Below are 21,020 nucleotides of genomic sequence, written 5' to 3'. Positions count from 1 at the left end.
CTTGCAGTATCTAATAGATAACAATGAAAAATCAGGTAATTGAGAAACTATTCAGTGTTTAGGTTGATGTGATATTAAGTCATTCAGCCGCTACAGCGCATTATCAGGATAATTTCGTCTGGATAAAACGGAGGAGGGAATCGCCACAGGTTTAACAGACACCGCTGAGTCATTTAAGATGACTTAAAGAGAGGAGCCCATGAGCGGTAAATGTTATCCCGAAGCGTTTAAAATTAAAGTGGTAGAACAGATTATTGAGCGCAGCCATTCTGTTTCCAGCGTCGCAACACGTCTTGATATTACTATCCATAGTCTTTACGCCTGGATAAAGCCGCCACATTCACGACGGCATCATGTTGACCTGAGTCTGACGGGGCATACAGGCAGTTCTGGCTGGAATCGGGCTGTGTTTATGGTTATCGCAAGATCTGTCTCGATCTGCTGGATATCGGGAACAATGCGGTGTAAACAAAGTCTGGTGGTTGATGCAACGTGTGGAGATAAAGGCTCAGGTCGGATACCGAAGTCCACGGGCGCGTGGCGATTCATTTTATTGAGGTCAGAAGAGGCTAATTGGCGGAAGATCACAGGAGTCGAACCTGCCCGGGACCGCTGGCGGCCCCAACTGGATTTGAAGTCCAGCCGCCTCACCGGAGACGACGATCTTCCGCGCCTCGATTGCTACATGGAGGCGCGCGCATTATAGCTACTTCCTGGCGTTTCCACATCCCCTCCCGTGCTTTTTTAACTTCCCTTTCCTTCTGCCATGATCGGTTTCATATAAACCCCCATAAAATCCATTAGTTACATTTCATCACACTTTTTGGCGCTACCCTGATCACAGAAAACAAGAATCGTAATTTGATAACCAAATAACGGAATATTCACGCTCGCAGGGAAGGTTTACAAAAACTGTAACCGGTATCAGTGAGCGTTGTAAGCGTTAAGGATGCGTAATGAAAAGTGAGATTCTCTCCGTTAAGGAGAAGATTGGCTATGGTATGGGCGATGCCGCGAGCCACATCATCTTTGATAACGTCATGTTATATATGATGTTCTTCTATACCGATATTTTCGGCATTCCCGCTGGTTTTGTTGGCACCATGTTTTTACTGGCGCGTGCGCTTGATGCCATCTCCGACCCTTGCATGGGCCTGCTGGCCGACCGCACCCGCTCTCGCTGGGGCAAATTCCGGCCCTGGGTGCTGTTTGGCGCGTTGCCGTTTGGTATCGTTTGTGTGCTGGCTTATAGCACGCCGGATCTCAGTCTGAACGGCAAAATGATTTATGCCGCCATCACCTACACGTTGCTCACCCTTCTGTACACTGTGGTCAACATCCCTTACTGCGCGTTGGGGGGTGTAATAACCAATGACCCAACGCAGCGTATCTCCCTGCAATCCTGGCGCTTTGTGCTGGCAACGGCGGGCGGAATGCTTTCTACCGTACTGATGATGCCTCTGGTGAAACTGATTGGCGGCGAGAATAAGGCGCTGGGCTTCCAGGGGGGTATCGCGGCGCTCTCGGTGGTGGCGTTCCTGATGCTGGCGTTCTGCTTCTTTACCACCAAAGAGCGCGTTGAAGCGCCTGCCACCCATACCTCCATGCGTGAAGACCTGCGTGATATCTGGCACAACGACCAGTGGCGCATAGTCGGCCTGCTCACCATCCTGAATATTCTGGCGGTATGCGTGCGCGGCGGGGCGATGATGTATTACGTCACCTGGATATTGGGCAAACCGGGCGTGTTTGTCGCCTTCCTCACCACCTATTGCGTCGGCAACCTGATTGGCTCGGCGCTGGCAAAACCGTTGACCGACTGGAAATGCAAAGTGAGCGTTTTCTGGTGGACCAATGCTTTACTCGCAGTAATCAGCGTGGCGATGTTCTTCGTACCGATGCACGCCACGATCGCTATGTTCGTCTTTATCTTTGTGATTGGCGTATTGCACCAGTTAGTCACGCCTATCCAGTGGGTGATGATGTCTGACACCGTCGACTACGGCGAATGGTGTAACGGCAAACGCCTGACGGGGATCAGTTTTGCCGGCACGTTGTTCGTGCTGAAACTGGGTCTTGCCCTCGGCGGGGCGCTGATTGGCTGGATGCTGGCAGGCGGCGGTTACAACGCGGCGGCGAAAACGCAAAACAGCGCCACGATCAGCATCATCATCGCTCTGTTCACTATCGTCCCGGCCATCTGTTATCTGCTGAGCGCCGCGATCGCTAAACGCTACTACACCCTGAAAAGCCCGTTCCTGAAAACCATTCTGGAACAACTGGCGCAGGGCGCACACCGCAACGAACAAGAATTTACCCATAAAGAATTGCAAAACTAAAGGAACAGACTATGAAAATTAGCGACGGAAACTGGCTGATCCAGCCTGGCCTTAATTTGATTCACCCGGTTCAGGTGTTCGACGTTGAACAGCACGGGAATGAGATGGTGATCTATGCCGCGCCGCGCGATGTCCGCGAACGAACCTGGCAACTGGATACCCCGTTGTTTACCCTACGCTTTTTCTCGCCGCAGGAAGGAGTGATAGGTGTACGGATGGAACACTTCCAGGGCGCTTTGGATAACGGCCCACATTATCCGCTCAATGTCTTGCAAGATATCAACGTGGAGATGCGGAACAACGCCGAATTTGCCGAACTCAAGAGCGGCAGCCTGAGCGTGCGCGTCACCAAAGGCGAGATCTGGTCACTGGATTTTCTGCGTAACGGTGTACGTATCACCGGTAGTCAGTTGAAAAATAACGGCTATGTGCAGGACACCAATAGCGGGCGCAACTACATGTTCGAGCGTCTGGATCTCGGCGTGGGCGAAACCGTCTACGGGCTTGGCGAGCGCTTTACCGCGCTGGTGCGTAACGGTCAGACGGTGGAGACCTGGAACCGCGACGGCGGCACCAGCACCGAGCAATCGTACAAGAATATCCCGTTCTATATCACCAACCGTGGCTACGGTGTGCTGGTGAATCATCCGCAGTGCGTGTCGTTTGAAATTGGCTCCGAGAAAGTCTCCAAAGTTCAGTTCAGCGTCGAGAGCGAGTATCTGGAATACTTCGTCATCGACGGCCCGACCCCGAAAGACGTGCTGAACCGCTATACCCAATTTACGGGTCGTCCGGCGCTGCCGCCCGCCTGGTCGTTTGGCCTGTGGCTGACCACCTCATTCACCACCAACTACGACGAAGCGACCGTTAACAGTTTTATCGACGGTATGGCCGAGCGCAATCTGCCGCTGCACGTCTTCCACTTCGACTGTTTCTGGATGAAAGCTTTTCAGTGGTGCGATTTTGAATGGGACCCGGTGACTTTCCCCGATCCGAAAGGGATGATTCGCCGCCTGAAAGCGAAAGGGCTGAAAGTCTGCGTGTGGATTAACCCCTACATCGGCCAGAAATCCCCGGTCTTCCAGGAGCTGAAAGAGAAAGGATATTTGCTAAAACGCCCGGACGGCTCCTTGTGGCAGTGGGATAAATGGCAGCCGGGACTGGCGATTTACGACTTCACCAACCCGCAAGCCTGCGAATGGTATGCCGACAAGCTGAAGGGCCTGGTGGAGATGGGAGTGGACTGCTTCAAAACTGACTTCGGCGAACGCATTCCAACGGATGTGCAGTGGTTTGATGGTTCAGATCCACAGAAAATGCACAACCATTATGCCTACATCTACAACGAACTGGTGTGGAACGTGCTGAAAGAGACCGTCGGCGTTGAAGAGGCGGTGCTGTTCGCCCGTTCCGCCTCGGTGGGCGCGCAACAGTTCCCGGTGCACTGGGGCGGCGACTGCTACGCCAACTACGAATCGATGGCGGAAAGCCTGCGCGGCGGGCTGTCCATCGGCCTGTCAGGGTTTGGCTTCTGGAGTCATGATATTGGCGGATTCGAGAATACCGCGCCGGCGCATGTCTACAAGCGTTGGTGCGCATTCGGCTTGCTCTCCAGCCACAGCCGCCTGCACGGTAGCAAATCCTACCGGGTTCCGTGGGCCTATGACGACGAGTCCTGTGACGTGGTGCGCTTCTTCACCGAACAGAAGTGCCGGATGATGCCGTATCTGTATCGGGAAGCGGCGCGCGCCAACGAAGCCGGTACGCCAATGATGCGGGCGATGATGCTGGAGTTCCCGGACGATCCGGCGTGTGATTATCTTGATCGCCAGTACATGCTGGGAGATGCGGTCATGGTAGCGCCGGTATTTAGTGAAGCGGGCGACGTGGAGTTCTACCTGCCAGAAGGCCGCTGGACGCACCTGTGGCGCAACGATGAAGTACAGGGCAGCCGCTGGCATAAACAGCAGCATGACTTCCTGAGCCTGCCAGTTTACGTGCGTGACAATACACTACTGGCGCTGGGCAACAATAGCCAGAAGCCCGATTACGCCTGGCATGAGGGTACGGCCTTCCAGTTATTCCATCTGGATGACGGCTGCGAAGCGGTCTGCGAAGTCCCTGCTACGGATGGTTCGACAATCTTTACGCTGCAGGCGAAACGCACAGGCAATACCATTACGGTGAGCGGCGAAGGCGAGGCGCGCAACTGGACGCTGTGTCTGCGTAATATTACGCAGATTAGCGGTACCAAATGCGGTTCATATGCGGGAAGTGAACTGGGCGTAGTGGTCACCCCGCAGGGAAATGAAGTGGTAATTACGCTTTAAATCTGAATCGCCGGATGGCGCCGTGAGCTGCGCTTATCCGGCCTACAAATGAGCAAGAACCGTAAGCCCGGTAAGCGCCATCGCCACCGGGCAAGCCCTCAATTACAGCGCTGGCTCCGTTGACGTAACTTCACCGCCGGACACCACGCCCGCTTGCATCGTCTGTGTTATCTGCTGCTTTTGTGCGTTGACCGCGTGTAATTGCCCGTTTACCGTCGGTTTCAACGGCGCATCGGCCTGAATATTGCCGCTGGCCGTGAGCTGAATATTGCCATCGCCAGCAATCGGTAATGCCGGCCAGCCCCACTGCTGTAGCACATCCATTGGTACGCCGCGTCCGTTCAGGCTGATTTGCGTCTGACGCTGCGGCAGTTGCGATACGCTGGCAGTGGCTTCCAGTATCCCTTTTCCAGTAAACGCGCTCAGATCGCTGATGTTGATCGTGCTGGCATTAGCCGTCAACGACAGCGACGGGCGGCGCACATCCACACGGTTAAAGGTTGCCGCTGCGGCGTTGAGGGTCGCATTGCCGCTCCAGACGCCCCATTGATGATGTTGTACCAGCTCCAGGTTTGCGCCGTAGCCGTCCAGAGCGGTGATTTGCCACGGGAAGGCCGGGTCGATATCGATCACCAGATTGCGGCTGGCGCTGAATTTTTTCAGCGTCAGGCTGTTCAACCAGTCGGGCAGCGGCTTCATCCATAACTGCTTCCAGTTTTCCGGCAGCGTATACTCCAGCCCGGCGATAGCGGTATCGTCCAGAATAAGCGCTTTGCCTTCGCGTAACCAGGCGCCGGAAGTTCTGACCATACCGCCTTCCCAGCGGGTGGTGAACTGGCGTAGCGCAACGCCCTGTGGTGAAAATTCGGCGTTCAGGATTGGATCGAGCAAGTGCAGCGAGCCGTAAATAAACTCGCTGGCGTTCATCGATAATTTACCTTCCTGACTTTGCCAGTCTTCTTTGCGCAGAGTCAGATTGCGCAAACTCAGGTCAAGATCGGTGACTGCCCAGTCTGGTCCTTGCAGGCTGGAGTCCGTCACTTCAAGACGACCAATCTGCAAAGATGGAACCGTAGTCAGCGGCGCGAAAAACTCGCTCAGGGATTTATCGCTTTGTAACCGAATATCATTCAGCCGCAGATTTTCAACGACCCAACTACCATCAGCGTTACGTCGGGCGACGCCGGTTAACGCTCCGCGCGCCATATCGGCGCCGACGGTGTTTAACATCACCTGATTATGGTCGATACTGCCTTCAATAAGCACATTAGTGGCGGGAACGTCGTTTAACGTCAGCGAACCGGCGCTCAGTTGGATCTGGGCTTTATTGCCTAATACCCGACCGGCTTCGGGGCGCCAGGGCATAACGCCGCCGTTAACGCGCTGGGCGCTCAACCGCCATTCGCTGCCGGGACTATTGAGCGCCATATTGCGAAGTTGCAGGCGGTCGGCCTCAAACGGGAAAGGGGCGGTTTGCACTGAAATATTCAGCGTGCCGTCCTGTAACAGAATCGTGTCGACATGCAGCGGCGCGGTTAACTGGCGAATGCTCAGACCGATATCTACGGTTTTCGCGACCAGGGTAGCAGGCTGACCATCACGACCAAAGGTCACATTCTCCAGTAAAAGATGGGATGGGGCGGAAAAACGATGATCCATCACGTCGAATGTGAGGTGATAACCGCTGTTCTCTGATACCCAGTTGCTGATGTGATCTGCGCCCCAGCGCGTTTGCAGCAGAAAATAAAAGCCGAAAATCACCACTAAACAGGCGATCAGCACATAGAGAAGCAACCTCCCAATCAATTTCATGGTCTTCCATCCCGTGAAATGCACATAGGGGATTTATGCACGATTTGCGTGCAATCCTCAAGACAGGAATGGTGAAAGAGCGTTACAGCAGCGGCGAATCGTGTCGCCGCCGCAGGGTTTTTACGGTTTTTCCGGCGGGAGAATCAGGTTCAGCACGATAGCCGTGATGCCGCCAGCGGCAATTCCGGATGAGAGCAGATTTTTCACCCATTCCGGCGCGAACTGCAGGATCTGCGGCTGTTGCGAGACGCCAAGACCCACGGCCAGCGACAGGGCGATAATCAGAATCGCGCGGCGGTTCAGCGGCTCACGCGAGACAATACGCACCCCGGAGGCGGCAATGGTGCCGAACATCACCAACGTGGCGCCGCCGAGCACCGGTTCCGGGATATGCTGCACAAAACCGCTTACCGCCGGGAACAGGCCGAGTACAATCAGCATCAGCGCGACGACAAATCCCACATAGCGACTGGCGACGCCGGTCAACTGAATGACGCCGTTGTTCTGACCGAAACAGGAATTCGGGAACGTATTAAATACCGCTGAAACAAATGAGTTCAGGCCGTTAGCCAGTACGCCGCCCTTTAGCCGTTTCATGTACAAGGGGCCGGATACCGGCTGCTCGGAGACATCAGAGGTGGCGGTGATGTCGCCGATGGTCTCCAGCGACGTAATCATAAAGACCAGCATCAACGGCAGTAACAGGTTCCAGTCAATGCCCAGACCATAATACAGCGGGGTCGGCACCATCAGGATGTCCTGCGAGACCGGCGCGTTATTCTCAGGCAACATGCCCATAAACCAGGCCAAAAGATAGCCTGCCGCCATGGCAATAACCAAAGAAGCCACGCGCAGGTAGGGATTACGTTGCCGATTCAGCAGGATGATAATGGCCAGGACGACGCCGGCCAGTAACAGGTTTTTCGGTGCGCCAAAGGTGTTGTCGCTCATGGCGGCATAGCCGCCGCCGATGGAAGTTAGCCCCACCTGAATCAGCGACAGGCCAATAATCATCACCACTACGCCGGAGACTAACGGCGTGATAATCCGGCGCGCCAGATGTAGAATGCGAGAAAGCACCATCTCGGTGCAGCTTGCCAGCATCAGCGTGCCGAACAGCGCCGCCATCATCGTCGGGACATCCGCGCCGCCGGTTTTCAGCGCGGTACCGCCCATAATCAGCGGGGCGACAAAGTTAAAACTGGTTCCCTGGATGGATAACAGCCCCGATCCTACCGGCCCCCACGCTTTGATTTGAATAATAGAGGCTACGCCGGAGGCGAACAGCGACATGCTGATAATGTGCTGCGTATCCTGCGCCGGTAAACCCAACGCCTGGCAGATTAACAGCGCTGGCGTGATTACCGCGACAAACATGGCCAGCAGATGCTGACAAGCGGCAAAAAGGGTTTGAGGGAGCGGCGGGCGATCTTCAAGACGGTAAATTAATTCGCTGTTTTGCGTCTGCGCAACCGGTTGCGCATCTGCCGGCTCGATGGCGTTAACGGACATCAGGGACATTCTCGTGGTGGAAAAGCGGTGATTTTATCTGACCAGATGGTAAAAGCAAACGATTGCGAGCGAATATTCTTAATATTTAAAAAAGATAAATGCACCTTTTTATATAACTTTTTGCCTTTTTCTGCTTAAAATCCATGCCGAAGACTCGCAAAGAGCTAAAAAACTGACTCAGGAAATGATTTGTGCGCACATGTCACAGCGCACTACAGGAGCTTTAAATGTTTGAACTCGATACCTTATCGACCCTTGTCGCCGCCACGCTGGTGCTGCTACTGGGTCGCAAGCTGGTCCAGTCTGTCTCCTTACTGAAGAAATATACGATTCCGGAACCGGTGGCGGGGGGGTTACTGGTCGCGGTTGCTCTGCTGGTGCTGAAAAAAAGCGTCGGTTGGGAGGTCAACTTTGATATGACCCTGCGCGATCCGTTGATGCTGGCGTTTTTCGCGACGATCGGCCTTAACGCTAACCTTGCCAGCCTGCGCAAGGGGGGGCGTGTTGTTGGCGTCTTCCTGGTCGTCGTGGTCGGATTACTGCTGATGCAGAATGCCATCGGTATCGGCATGGCGAGTCTGTTGGGGCTGGACCCGTTAATGGGGCTGATTGCCGGGTCAATTACGCTGTCCGGCGGACACGGTACCGGCGCGGCGTGGAGTAAACTGTTTGTCGAACGTTATGGTTTTGCCAGTGCCACCGAAGTTGCGATGGCATGTGCAACCTTTGGCCTGGTGCTGGGCGGGTTGATTGGCGGCCCGGTAGCGCGTTATCTGGTGAAACACTCCACCACGCCGGATGGAATGCCTGACGATCAGGCCGTGCCGACAGCCTTTGAAAAGCCGGATGTGGGTCGTATGATCACCTCTCTGGTGCTAATCGAAACTATCGCCCTGATTGCTATCTGTCTGACCGTGGGCAAAATCGTAGCGCAGCTACTGGCGGGAACGGTGCTTGAACTGCCGGTCTTCGTTTGTGTGCTATTTGTTGGGGTGATCCTCAGCAATGGCCTGGCGCTGGTGGGTTTTTATCGCGTATTTGAGCGTGCTGTTTCGGTACTGGGGAACGTGAGTTTGTCACTGTTCCTGGCAATGGCGCTGATGAGCCTGAAGCTGTGGGAACTGGCGTCGCTGGCGCTGCCGATGCTGGCGATTCTGGTGGTACAGACCATCTTCATGGCGCTGTACGCGATCTTCGTCACCTGGCGCATGATGGGGAAAAACTATGATGCGGCGGTGCTGGCGGCGGGTCACTGCGGTTTTGGCCTTGGCGCAACGCCGACCGCCATTGCTAATATGCAGGCGATTACCGACCGTTTTGGCCCCTCGCATATGGCGTTCCTGGTGGTGCCGATGGTCGGCGCGTTCTTTATCGATATCGTCAATGCGTTGGTGATCAAGCTGTACCTGATGTTACCGATTTTCGCGCAATAAGGGTTTGTACGGCGGCATTAAAGCCGCCGTGCTCACTAGGCGTTGGAATAACGTTCGGTTTCCGGCATCCAGCGCTCAATCAGCGCTTGTGCCTGCTGCGGATAACGTTCGTGAATATGACGGGCAATACGCTGAACTTCGGGGATCATGGCCTGATCGCGCAGCAAATCAGCGACTTTAAATTCGGCGTTACCCGTCTGGCGGGTGCCCAGTAATTCCCCCGGGCCGCGAATCTCTAAATCTTTTTGTGCAATCACAAAGCCGTCGTTGCTGTCGCGCAATACCTGTAAACGCTTCTGCGCCGTTTTCGACAACGGCGATTTATAGAGCAGCACGCAGTGCGATGCGACCGCGCCACGGCCAACGCGCCCTCTGAGCTGGTGTAATTGCGCCAGGCCCAGCCGCTCCGGGTTTTCAATAATCATCAGGCTGGCGTTAGGAACATCGACCCCCACCTCAATCACCGTAGTGGCGACCAGCAGATGCAGTTCACCCTGCTTAAAGGCCTGCATCACCGCCTGTTTTTCGGCGGGCTTCATGCGGCCGTGTACCAGGCCAATATTCAACTCCGGTAACGCCAGCTTGAGCTCCTCCCAGGTGGCTTCCGCCGCCTGCGCTTCCAGCAGGTCGGACTCTTCAATCAGCGTACAGACCCAGTAGGCCTGACGGCCTTCGGTTGTGCAGGCGTTGCGCACACGATCAATGATTTCATGGCGACGGGTATCCGGAATCGCAACGGTAGTGACAGGGGTACGGTCCGGCGGTAGCTCGTCAATCACCGAGGTATCGAGATCGGCGTAGGCAGTCATCGCCAGGGTGCGCGGTATGGGCGTTGCGGTCATAATCAACTGATGCGGATGAAAGCCCTGCTGCTGGCCTTTTTCCCACAATGCCAGCCGCTGGTGGACGCCAAAGCGGTGCTGCTCATCGATAATGACCAGCGCCAGGCCGTTGAACTGCACCTGTTCCTGAAAGATAGCGTGGGTGCCGACAATCATCTGCACCTGACCGCTGGCAATAGCCTCTTGCTGCGCCTGACGCGCTTTACCTTTTTGCTTACCGGCCAGCCAACCCACTTCAACGCCCAACGGTTCGAACCAGTTGCGGAAATTATTTGCGTGCTGTTCAGCCAGCAGTTCGGTCGGCGCCATCAACGCCACCTGCTTACCGTGGGCAATAGCGCGCAAGGCGGCAAGCGCCGCAACCAGCGTTTTCCCTGAGCCGACGTCGCCCTGAACCAGACGCATCATTGGCACATCGAGCGCCATATCACGTTCGATCTCTGCCACCACCCGCGCCTGCGCGCTGGTGGGTTTAAACGGCAACGACGCCAGCAGCTTGTCTTTCAATATGTTGTTGGTACTTAGCGGCTGCGCGTGATAGCGCTGCGCGCCTGCGCGAAGCGCCAGCATACTGAGATTATGCGCCAGTAGCTCTTCAAGAATAAGCCGCCGCTGCGCCGGGTGTTTGCCGGTTTCTAAATCGGCGAGCTGGAGTGTCGGCGGCGGGCGATGCAAGGTACGTAGCGCCTCCGGCAGGCTCATCATACCCTGCGCCAGTTCCGGTGGCAGTAGTTCGGCAATGGCGCAGGTGTCGAGCAACTCCAGCGCCTGATCGGTAAGCTTGCGCAGTGTCGCTTGCTTCACGCCCTCGGTGGTCGGATAGACGGGGGTGAGCGTTTCCTGAAGTTCCGGCGTGCTGAGATCGCCCTGCAGGCGATATTCCGGATGGATCATCTCTGCGCCATACTTGCCGCGCTTCGCTTCCCCGTAGGCCAGCACACGTCGTCCCGTCGCCAGGCTGTTTTTCATCGCCGCGTTAAAATTGAAAAAGCGCATGGTAAGAATGCCGGAACCGTCGCTAATCTGGCAGGTCATCATCCGACGACCGCCGAAAGTGATATTGCAGTTCAGCACTTCACCTTCAACGGTGGCGTAGATGCCAGGCAGCAGTTCGCCAATAGGGTAGAGATGGGTACGGTCTTCGTAACGCAGAGGGAGGTGGAGCAGGAGGTCCTGTACGGTGTGCAGGCCAATTTTCGCCAGTTTACTGCTTTGCGCTGCGCCGACGCCTGTCAGGGAATTGAGCGGAACAGCGTCTAACAAGCGGCCTGACATGGTGATTACCCTGCCGCCTGCATCGTCGCCCACCAGTCAGCATCGGCGTCGATTTCGCCCTGCTGATTGACGCGAGGATAAGGCAGACCTTTACGTTTAGCGACTTTCGCCAGCACCGGATAACCACCCTCAAACAGCAGGCGCTGCTGTTCATCTTCCGGCAACATGCTATTTTCACGCAGATACATGCCCGCGTTCTGTCGCTGGCGCTGGGCTTCATAAAGAATGAGCGCGGAGGCGACGGAAACGTTCAGCGACTGTACCATGCCGATCATCGGAATGATGATATCCCGATCCGCCAGGTCTAATGCTTCCTGAGTAATACCGGTTTTCTCCTGACCCATCAGAATACAGGTCGGGCGCGTGTAATCAATCTCGCGAAAGTCTACGGCTTTATCAGAAAGATGGGTTGCCAGAATCTGCATTCCCCGTCCTTTCAAATGGGCTACCGCATCGCCAATGGTACGGTGAGTTTTCACCTGTACCCAACTGTTGCTGCCCGCCGCCGCGGAAGCCATGGTGCGCATCCGGCTACCTGGCCAGATAGCATGGACTTCATGGACGCCAACGGCATCTGCGGTACGAATGATTGCAGAAACGTTATGAGGTTTGTGGACTTGCTCCATGCAGACCGTGAGATCAGGCTGACGCCTGGCGAGCATTTCGCATATACGCGCATAACGTTTTGGATTCATAGCGCTAGTTTCGGTTACGGGTGACTTTAATGACGTCTGGCATCACGCGGATTTTGCGCATGATATTCGCCAGATGTACGCGATCGCGTGCGGTAAGGCGAATAAAGGTACTATAGACGCGACCATCTTTTTCTTCAGTATTCAGGCTTTGAATATTGGAGGTGGTGGTATTAATCGCCGCCGTCAGGTTAGCCAGCGCGCCCTGATGGTTAAACATTTCCACCTTGATTTCGGTAATGAATTCCTGCTCCGTCTCTTTGTCCCATTCGACCGCCATAAATTTCTCTGGCTCTTTCTGGTATCCACGGATATTACGGCAGGATTCATGGTGGATCACCAGCCCTTTACCTGGGCTGACGTGAGCGATGATCGGGTCGCCTGGGATCGGACGACAACACTTCGCAAAGGTGATAAGCACGCCATCCGCGCCTTTAATCGGCAGGTGGCCGTGATTCGATTGCGCAACGGTCGGCACCACGGCTTCGCCTTGCTGCAGATTTTTCGCGACCACTACGCTCATCGCGTTGCCGAGACCGATTTCCGCCAGCAGATCGTCAAGCGTTGCCAGCTTCATACGATCCAGTTCGCGCTGAATATTTTCCTGCGGAATTTCCGCCAGCTTACGACTGCCGCCTAAAGCATGGTTAAGCAGACGACGGCCCAGGCTTACGGAGTCATCACGTTTGAGGTTTTTCAGCAACTGACGAATTTTAGCGCGCGCTTTAGAGCTGACGACAAAGTTCAGCCAGGCGGCGTTGGGACGCGCGCCCGGCGCGGTAATAATTTCGACGGTCTGACCGCTGCTAAGCGGCTGCGACAGCGGATAAGGCTGCCGGTCGACACGCGCGCCGACGCAGGCGTGGCCGATGTCGGTATGCACTGCATAAGCAAAATCCACCGGCGTAGCGCCAGCGGGCAGTTCGACAATGCGCCCTTCCGGGGTGAAAACGTAAATCTCATCCGGGAAGAGATCGGATTTTACGCTTTCGATAAATTCAAACGAACTACCGGCGCTCTGTTGTAGCTCCAGCAGGCTCTGCATCCAGCGCTGGGCGCGGATCTGCGCCGTGGTGCTGGTCTCACCGTGTTCTTTATACGCCCAGTGCGCCGCGACCCCCATTTCCGCCATCTGATCCATATCTTCGGTACGGATCTGGACTTCAACAGGAACGCCGTGCGGGCCGATCATCGAGGTGTGCAAAGACTGATAGCCGTTCGCTTTGGGAATGGCGATATAGTCTTTCACGCGTCCCGGACGCGGCTTATAGAGACTGTGCATCTGGCCGAGTACGCGATAGCAGGTATCGGAGTCATGAACGATGACGCGAAAAGCGTAAATGTCCATGATCGAGTGAAAACGCTGCTCTTTGAGCACCATTTTGCAGTAGATCGAGTAAAGATGTTTTTCGCGACCGCTAACGCGACACGGAATTCCCGCCTCTTGCAAACGTCCTTCGATTTCAGAGAGGATTTTTTGGATCATCTCTTTACGGTTGCCGCGCGCCGCTTTTACCACTTCTTTAATGACGCGGTAACGATTGGGATACAGCGCTTCAAAACCCAGCTCTTCCAGCTCGGTTTTAATGTGATGAATACCTAAACGGTGCGCCAGCGGGCTGTAGATTTCGAGGGTTTCACGGGCAATACGACGACGTTTATCCGGGCGTAACGAACCCAGCGTGCGCATGTTATGGGTACGGTCAGCAAGCTTAATGAGGATGACGCGGATATCCTGCACCATCGCCATAATCATTTTGCGAAAGTTTTCGGCCTGCGCCTCTTTCTTATCGCGGAACTTGAGCTTATCAAGTTTCGACACCCCCTCTACCAGCTCGGCAACGCTTTTACCGAAAAGCTGTTCCATGTCCTGATAGGTGGCGGGGGTATCTTCAATCACGTCATGCAGCAGAGCGGCCATCAACGTTTCGTAGTCGAGTTTCATCTCGGCCAGAATACAGGCCACCGCTACCGGGTGCGTGATATAGGGTTCACCGCTTGAACGTGTCTGGCCCTCGTGAGCGTCACGTGCAACGAGATACGCCTGCCGAAGACGCTTAATCTGGTCTTCCGGCAGGTAGGTTTGAATCAGTTGATTCAGGCTTTCAAACAGATACAAGGGCGACCCGCTTTGTGATTAACGACGACCTTCAGCAATAGCGGTAACGGCTTGTAATTCAGCGGCTTCCTGCTCTTGCTGTTCCTGGCGCTCGCGGACGTCGAGGATCTGGTTGTTAATCAGACCTTCTTCGATTTCGCGCAGCGCGATAACGGTAGTTTTATCGTTTTCTTCCGGTACCAGCGGATCCTTTCCGCCTACCTGCATCTGACGAGCGCGACGCGCGGCGACCAGTACCAGGTCAAAACGGTTACCAATTTTCTCTACAGCGTCCTGAACAGTTACGCGTGCCATACTTAAAATGCTCCACAGGTGAAGAAATGACTGGGCATGATACTGAAAGTGGGTTCAGTCTGCCAACAATTTGCTGATTAAAGCGTCATGACGCTGCTTTTGGCGGCTCATACGCAGACGTTCAGCGCGAATGATGGTTTTCAAGTCGCTTAACGCGGTATCAAAGTCGTCATTCACAATAAGATAATCATATTCGGCGTAATGGCTCATTTCTGCAACCGCTTGCGCCATTCGTTTGGCAATGACTTCTTCGCTATCTTGCCCGCGGCCGCGTAAACGGCGATCCAATTCGATCTTTGACGGCGGCAAAATAAAAATGCTGCGTGCTTGCGGCATCTTTTCGCGAATTTGCTGGGCGCCCTGCCAGTCGATATCCAGAAAAACATCAACGCCGGTTGCCAGCACTTGCTCAATGGTTTCGCGCGAAGTGCCGTAGTAATTGCCAAACACTTCCGCGTGCTCCAGAAACGCCTCCCTGCCAATCATGGTTTTAAACTCATCATGATTTACAAAGAAATAGTGCTCACCGTGCACTTCACCCGGACGCGGCGCGCGCGTGGTATGTGAAACGGAAACCTGAGTGTCGTACAACGGTTGGGTTTTTAATAAAGCCTGAATCAGGCTGGATTTACCCGCGCCACTGGGGGCAGAAACAATATAAAGCGTACCTTGAGCCATGAGTATCTTACGTCTGTGATTATCGAAATAGAGCCTTGATACGGGCTTATTATACACATCGCCGTTATGCGACGTAGTCTTTGTCACACTTTTTGCGCCAGATTATTGCATTTTGCGTCCCTTTTTCCGCTTTTATCGCGTCGTTGCAGCAACCCACCAAAAAATCTGGAAAGCGGCTCGGATGATGCATTTTTACCTGTCGGTTTTTATTCACTAAAGCGCTATACCTGCCGGGCAATGTGCGCAGGAGGTCGTGATGAGATTATGGAAAAGTATGGCGTGGGGAATTTTATTGTGGCATTCGCAGAGTGGGGCGCTTTGCCCGGCCTGGCCGCCAGCAAGGGCCGCTGAAGAAATCGCCCGTTTACAGCAACAGCTCGCTGACTGGAATGACATCTACTGGAAACAAGGGGTTAGCGCGGTTGACGATAGTGTGTACGACCAACTCAGCGCAAGGCTGGTTCAGTGGCAACGCTGTGTTGGTCAGGATGTTTCATCTACTCCGGTTTCACCGCCGTTAAACGGTACAACAATGCACCCTGTTGCGCACACGGGCGTACGTAAACTCGCGGACCGACAGGCGGTAGAACAGTGGATGCGCGGGCGCAGCGAGCTTTGGGTACAGCCAAAAGTGGATGGTGTAGCGGTAACGCTGGTTTATCAAAACGGTAAACTGACCAGGGCTATCAGCCGGGGTAACGGACTACAAGGCGAGGACTGGACGCCAAAAATTCGCCTGATCCCCTCTATACCGCAGACAACACAAGGCGCGCTTGCTAACGCGGTGTTGCAGGGCGAAATCTTTCTACAGCGCGAGGGACATATCCAGCAACGGATGGGCGGGATGAATGCGCGCTCGAAAGTCGCAGGAATGTTAATGCGCCAGGATAACGCCTCCGCGCTAAATTCGTTGGGTATTTTTATTTGGGCGTGGCCGGACGGTCCGGCAAATATGCCCGAAAGATTAAGCCAACTTGCTAAGGCTGGATTCAGTCTGACGAATAAATATACCCTGGCGGTAAAAGATGCCAGCGAGGTCGAGCGGGCGCGCCAGTCATGGCTGACGTCAGCATTACCCTTTGTAACGGATGGCGTAGTGATACGCATGGCTAAAGAACCTGCGTCACAACACTGGCGACCCGGGCAGGGCGACTGGCTGGCAGCATGGAAATATCCGCCAGTAGCGCAGGTCGCGCAAGTGAGCGCTATTCAGTTCTCGGTGGGGAAAAGCGGCAAAATTACCGTAGTAGCGTCGCTTGTCCCCGTTATATTGGATGATAAGCGGGTTCAGCGGGTCAATATCGGTTCTGTGAAGCGTTGGGAAGCGTGGGATATCGCGCCGGGCGATCAGATCCTGGTGAGTCTGGCGGGGCAAGGCATTCCCCGGCTTGATGAGGTCGTCTGGCGGAGTCGTGAGCGGAGTAAGCCTGTACCGCCTGATAGCCATTTCAACTCGCTGACCTGCTTTTACGCGTCGGCAACGTGTCAGGAACAGTTTATCTCCAGGCTGGTATGGCTGGGGTCACGGTCGGCGTTGGGTCTGGACGGAATGGGTGAAGCCAGCTGGCGGGCCTTGCATCAGACGCATCGCTTTGAGCATATCTTCTCCTGGCTTACCCTGACGTCAGCGCAAATAGCCAACACGCCAGGCTTTGCTAAAGGAAAAAGCGAGCAGATATGGCGGCAATTTAACCTGGCGCGCCGGCAGTCGTTTACCCGCTGGATCATGGCGATGGATATCCCCTTAACGCAGGCTGCATTACAGGCCAGCGGCGATCGTTCATGGGAGCAGTTATTAATGCGAACAGAGCAACACTGGCGGCAGTTACCAGCGACGGGCGAGCGTCGTGCCGGGAGAGTCATCGACTGGCGGAATAATCCGCAGATCAAAACGCTGAGCAGATGGCTGGCTGCTCAGCATATTCCCGGATTTGGGTCTTAGTGCCCTTCATGGCGGTAATAAAATACCGGCAGGCCAAGTTTAAGACGTAGCGCTAATAACCTTGCTGTAAAGCCAAACAGTAGCGTAGAGATAACGACGACATCCGGATTCATGACGTAATGTTGCAGCGCAATATAGAGCACCGCCGAGGCGAACGAAATGCCGGCATATAGCTCTTTTTGAAACACCAGTGGAATGCGTTTGCAGAACATATCGCGGAGCACGCCGCCAAAGACGCCGGTAGTGACGGCGGCTACCACGGCGATAATTGGCCCTTCGCCCATATCAAGGGCTATCTGAGCGCCAATAATAGAGAAAACCACCAACCCCAGCGCGTCAAGTACCAGGAAAAGCTTGCGTAAATAGGGCATGACGGGGGCAACAATGGTGGTCAATACAGCGGCAGTCGCCACAATAATGACATATTCGGGATGCTTCACCCAACCCAGCGGATAGTGACCGAGCAGAATGTCGCGAACCGAGCCTCCACCAATGGCGGTGGCGGTAGCAATAATAATTACGCCGAATGTATCCATGCGACGACGACCCGCAGCGAGTGCGCCCGTCATGGCCTCGGCAGTGATGCCAATTAAATAAAGAACGTGCAACAGCATGATTTCCCCCTAATTTACTGGGGGCGAAGATTAACGATTTGTGCGCTGTATCACGATTGAGATTTTCTAAGGCATTACACGATTAATAAATTTTAGTAATGATTTTAAATTTATGATTAATAATTATTTATTATAAATATCAATAAATTGAACATCATTTTTGTGGTTTATTGTATGCGAGGTTTTTCTGTTTTGACTTAGATAATTTAAAAGAACGGCGCCCTGGACGCGCCGCCGGTGAATCATTTCATTATGGCTGCTGTGCGGTAAGTTGTGTGATGAAGCGCTGGCGCGAGCGTTCCACATACTGTTGCAAGCCATTGGAATCAAAGAAAGCCTGTGTATCGCCGTTGCGAAGTTGCTGTCGTTTCTCCAGTAGCCCGAAGCGGTCACCTTTGTTGGCAATAAAGATATCAACATGCTGGGCGGCCAGTGTCTTAAAGCTGCTCTGAATATCAGTAACCAGGTCAGGGTAATTTTTGTTGTTAATCAGCAGATAGTCAGGTGTGGCGAGACTATCTGCGTAAATTAGCGTCTTGCCGTTGCGGAGCGTTACGCGCCAGGAGGTTGAGCCGGGTAGATGTCCAGGCGTGAATAGCGCTGTCACGGTTATCCCTCCGAGGCTGATGCTTTCCTGGTTGTGGATAATTTTATCGGTGGTGACGGGCGGGAAGGGGAGCGCATCGCCAAGCGCAAAATCCTCTCGTCCACCCCTCGCCATCTGATCGGCGTTGGGTTGGCTGGCGACCAATTGTGCGCCGCTCCACGCTTTCAAACGTGCCATGCCCCCCGCTTGATCCAGCCGCGCATGGCTGTTCAACAGATAGCGCACGTCTGTGAGGCGGAATCCTGCCGCTTCAATATTCGCTTTAATTTGCGGTGCGCTTTCATCCAACCCCGCATCAATAAGAATATGCCCTGCCGGAGTGGTCAGCAGAATAGAAGAGAGATTTTTCGTGCCGACATACCACACGCCTTCTGTGATTTGAAACGGCTTTATAGGCTTAGCCCACGCTTTAAACAGTGATAACGGAGGCGCGGGTGATAACGGTTGTGAAGGATCTAATGCCGCCATGGCAGGAAGTGCTGATGTTGAAAATATACATACAAAGAATAATGCATAGCGATTCATAATGTTCTCCTGATTGAAGCGCCCGCAGTATACCTGGCAGTAATTTAGCCAGGTTCAATAAGAGAGACGTTTAATGAACTTGCTGCAAATGGATATGAACCTGTTAAAAGTACTGTATGTGCTGCTGGAGACGAGCTCTACGGGGAAAACGGCGCAAAAGCTGGCTTTGTCGCCTTCTGCGGTAAGTCATGCGCTAATGAGATTGCGCGATGCGCTAAACGATCCGTTGTTTCGACGGGAAGGGAACCGCCAGATTGCTACGCCTTATGCGCAGGCGCTGCGTGACAAATTGGCGCCTGTGTTTGTTTCGCTTAATGAGGAGCTGTTTGGCGATAAAGAGAACGGCTCCCGTTGTTTCCGGGTGGTACTTCCTCCCGCATTGAACGCGCTGCTTACGCCCGTTCTCGCAGAGAAAGGTCATCTTCATCAGGCGGTGATCGAGTGCCTTCCTTTTGCCCGCCGACCCTGGCGTGATGAACTGTTGGATAGCTCGGTTGATTTGGTGCTGGCAATTGGCGACCATCAAAAGCAGGTCAGCGCTCTGCATTACGAGCGGGTGGGGACTACGCGTTTGATCGCGGTTTATGGCGCGCCATTGCGTTCACGTCTGGAGAATGCCACAGCGTTGAATTTTGCTGATCTACAGCATTATCAACACATTTACTGTTTGCCGTGGACAAAAGAGAACAACGAACTGGACAGGCAGCAGGCTCGTGCCGGGTTTGAACGCCCGCTGGCGTTTGTTTGTCATGATTACAGTCAACTGGCGCCTGCTGTCCAGTCGGCGCCGCTAATGGCGATTGTACCGCGCCCCTGGTATGAAAATTTATCCGATAAGCGCGGTCTTTTTGTCCTGCCGCTTGCCGGGGAGCAGGCGGAAGGCGCTATTTTTATGCAGTATCGGGCTTCAACGGTAGAGTGGAAGCGGCGCCTTATCGACGCTATTCGCCGGAAATTAAAAACGTACTACCGATAAACGCGAGAGCCCGCATAAGGCGGGCTCTGTGACATATTGAGCGCCAGAATTATTCAATATTCTGGATCTGCTCGCGCATTTGCTCGATCAACACTTTTAATTCAATAGCGGAGTTAGTTACATCAGCGTTGATGGATTTGGAGGCCAGGGTGTTCGACTCACGGTTAAATTCTTGCATCATGAAGTCCAGACGGCGACCTACCGCCTCTTTTTTCTTCAGAATGTTGTAAGTCTCTTTGACGTGCGCTTCGAGACGATCCAGCTCTTCCGCCACATCAATGCGTTGCGCCATCATCACCAGCTCTTGCTCCAGACGGTTGTTTTCCAACTGAACCTGAGCATCTTCCAGCTTCGCGACCAGGCGTTCACGCTGCCATTGCAGGATTTCTGGCATATGCGCGCGGACTTTCGCAACTTCGGCGCTGACGCCTTCCAGACGTTGTTCAATCAGCGCTTTCAGCGCCTGGCCTTCCGTTTCGCGCGCGACGATAAAGTCATCCAGGGTACCGTCCAACGCGGCTAAAATTTCTGCGGCAATCGCGTCCAGATCCTGCTCTTGCGCCGCCATGACACCTGGCCAGCGCAAAATATCAACCGGATTGATTTCCCCTTCGTCGCTCTGCATTTTGACCCAGTTTGCGGCGCTAACTAATTGTTTCGCGAGCTTTTCATTCAGAATAAGCTCGCCTTGCGCGCTGGCATCGGGTTCAAAACGCAGCATACATTCGACTTTGCCGCGCGTCAGGCGTGTACGAATGCGTTCGCGCACGACGGGTTCAAGACTACGGAACTGTTCCGGCAGACGAAAGTAAGTTTCCAGATAACGCTGGTTTACCGAGCGCATTTCCCAGGTCGCGCTACCCCATTCACCCTTGATTTCACGCCGGGCGTAGGCGGTCATACTGCGGATCATAGATGTTCCCGTTTTTAAAGGAGAGATGAAGGGATTATAGCTATCCATGCCTTGTCAGGATAGGAATAACCATCGGAAGTCCGTATAATGCGCAGCCACATTCGTTTTAAGCCGGAG

Annotated in this window: 15 protein-coding genes, 1 tRNA gene and 1 pseudogene; 6 read left to right on the top strand and 11 right to left on the bottom strand. The window is 54.1% G+C overall.

Annotated elements, in window-relative coordinates; all coding sequences use genetic code 11:
- Positions 1-199 precede the first annotated feature (199 nt).
- Positions 200-539: pseudogene (locus HV477_RS18555) on the top strand (transposase); the annotation flags it as partial.
- A 35-nt stretch (positions 540-574) separates the two neighbouring features.
- Here HV477_RS18555 and HV477_RS18550 read toward each other — a convergent pair.
- A tRNA-Sec gene (locus HV477_RS18550) sits at positions 575-669 on the bottom strand.
- A gap of 287 nt (positions 670-956) precedes the next feature.
- On the opposite strand from HV477_RS18550, the gene HV477_RS18545 reads away from it, so the two are divergent.
- Both HV477_RS18545 and yicI read left to right on the top strand, forming a co-directional pair.
- Positions 957-2,339: a glycoside-pentoside-hexuronide family transporter gene (locus HV477_RS18545; RefSeq protein WP_000834261.1), complete on the top strand. Its 1,383-nt coding sequence runs from the start codon at positions 957-959 to the stop codon at positions 2,337-2,339.
- 11 nt (positions 2,340-2,350) lie between these two features.
- Positions 2,351-4,669: an alpha-xylosidase gene (gene yicI / locus HV477_RS18540; protein ID WP_000702997.1), complete on the top strand. Its 2,319-nt coding sequence runs from the start codon at positions 2,351-2,353 to the stop codon at positions 4,667-4,669.
- 102 nt (positions 4,670-4,771) lie between these two features.
- Here the strand turns inward: yicI and HV477_RS18535 are convergent, their stop codons facing one another.
- On the bottom strand, positions 4,772-6,481 hold the full coding sequence (locus HV477_RS18535; RefSeq protein ID WP_079898903.1) for an AsmA family protein: 1,710 nt from the start codon (positions 6,479-6,481) through the stop codon (positions 4,772-4,774).
- Positions 6,482-6,601: 120 nt separating this feature from the next.
- The gene (gene xanP / locus HV477_RS18530; RefSeq protein WP_000115428.1) at positions 6,602-7,993 is read right to left on the bottom strand and encodes a xanthine/proton symporter XanP; all 1,392 of its coding nucleotides are present in this window, start codon (positions 7,991-7,993) and stop codon (positions 6,602-6,604) included.
- Between the two features lie 227 nt (positions 7,994-8,220).
- On the opposite strand from xanP, the gene gltS reads away from it, so the two are divergent.
- The gene (gene gltS / locus HV477_RS18525; protein WP_000462255.1) at positions 8,221-9,426 is read left to right on the top strand and encodes a sodium/glutamate symporter; all 1,206 of its coding nucleotides are present in this window, start codon (positions 8,221-8,223) and stop codon (positions 9,424-9,426) included.
- A gap of 35 nt (positions 9,427-9,461) precedes the next feature.
- On the opposite strand, the gene recG is transcribed toward gltS, so the two are convergent.
- Genes recG through gmk form a run of 5 tightly spaced genes read right to left on the bottom strand, consistent with a single transcriptional unit; the run spans position 9,462 to position 15,326 of the window.
- The gene (gene recG / locus HV477_RS18520; RefSeq protein WP_175065247.1) at positions 9,462-11,543 is read right to left on the bottom strand and encodes an ATP-dependent DNA helicase RecG; all 2,082 of its coding nucleotides are present in this window, start codon (positions 11,541-11,543) and stop codon (positions 9,462-9,464) included.
- A 5-nt stretch (positions 11,544-11,548) separates the two neighbouring features.
- The gene (gene trmH / locus HV477_RS18515; protein ID WP_001068436.1) at positions 11,549-12,238 is read right to left on the bottom strand and encodes a tRNA (guanosine(18)-2'-O)-methyltransferase TrmH; all 690 of its coding nucleotides are present in this window, start codon (positions 12,236-12,238) and stop codon (positions 11,549-11,551) included.
- A 4-nt stretch (positions 12,239-12,242) separates the two neighbouring features.
- A complete protein-coding gene (gene spoT, locus HV477_RS18510; protein ID WP_000280481.1) occupies positions 12,243-14,354 on the bottom strand; it encodes a bifunctional GTP diphosphokinase/guanosine-3',5'-bis pyrophosphate 3'-pyrophosphohydrolase in 2,112 nt (703 codons plus the stop codon).
- Between the two features lie 18 nt (positions 14,355-14,372).
- Positions 14,373-14,648 (bottom strand): DNA-directed RNA polymerase subunit omega, encoded by a 276-nt coding sequence (rpoZ, locus tag HV477_RS18505; RefSeq protein WP_000135058.1) that lies wholly within the window; start codon positions 14,646-14,648, stop codon positions 14,373-14,375.
- A gap of 54 nt (positions 14,649-14,702) precedes the next feature.
- Positions 14,703-15,326: a guanylate kinase gene (gene gmk, locus HV477_RS18500; RefSeq protein ID WP_000046966.1), complete on the bottom strand. Its 624-nt coding sequence runs from the start codon at positions 15,324-15,326 to the stop codon at positions 14,703-14,705.
- Between the two features lie 256 nt (positions 15,327-15,582).
- On the opposite strand from gmk, the gene ligB reads away from it, so the two are divergent.
- On the top strand, positions 15,583-17,268 hold the full coding sequence (gene ligB / locus HV477_RS18495) for an NAD-dependent DNA ligase LigB (protein WP_023238261.1): 1,686 nt from the start codon (positions 15,583-15,585) through the stop codon (positions 17,266-17,268).
- Here the strand turns inward: ligB and HV477_RS18490 are convergent.
- Entirely contained in the window at positions 17,265-17,882 is a 618-nt protein-coding gene (locus HV477_RS18490; RefSeq protein WP_000924334.1) for a trimeric intracellular cation channel family protein, read from the bottom strand. The genes ligB and HV477_RS18490 overlap by 4 nt on opposite strands.
- A 250-nt stretch (positions 17,883-18,132) precedes the next feature.
- Complete coding sequence (locus HV477_RS18485; RefSeq protein ID WP_001082964.1) at positions 18,133-19,014, bottom strand: HARLDQ motif MBL-fold protein; 882 nt, start codon at positions 19,012-19,014, stop codon at positions 18,133-18,135.
- A gap of 73 nt (positions 19,015-19,087) precedes the next feature.
- Here HV477_RS18485 and HV477_RS18480 point away from each other — a divergent pair, with 73 nt between their 5' ends.
- Positions 19,088-19,990: a LysR family transcriptional regulator gene (locus HV477_RS18480; RefSeq protein ID WP_001050866.1), complete on the top strand. Its 903-nt coding sequence runs from the start codon at positions 19,088-19,090 to the stop codon at positions 19,988-19,990.
- Between the two features lie 49 nt (positions 19,991-20,039).
- Here HV477_RS18480 and HV477_RS18475 read toward each other — a convergent pair whose 3' ends face one another.
- On the bottom strand, positions 20,040-20,903 hold the full coding sequence (locus tag HV477_RS18475; RefSeq protein WP_000621352.1) for a YicC/YloC family endoribonuclease: 864 nt from the start codon (positions 20,901-20,903) through the stop codon (positions 20,040-20,042).
- Between the last annotated feature and the right edge of the window lie 117 nt (positions 20,904-21,020).

Origin of the sequence: Salmonella sp. SG203 (assembly GCF_013350575.1) — a bacterium.
Taxonomy (GTDB): domain Bacteria; phylum Pseudomonadota; class Gammaproteobacteria; order Enterobacterales; family Enterobacteriaceae; genus Salmonella; species Salmonella enterica.
The sequence above is the reverse complement of the archived record's forward strand: the minus strand, read 5'-3'. Positions and strand labels throughout refer to the sequence as shown.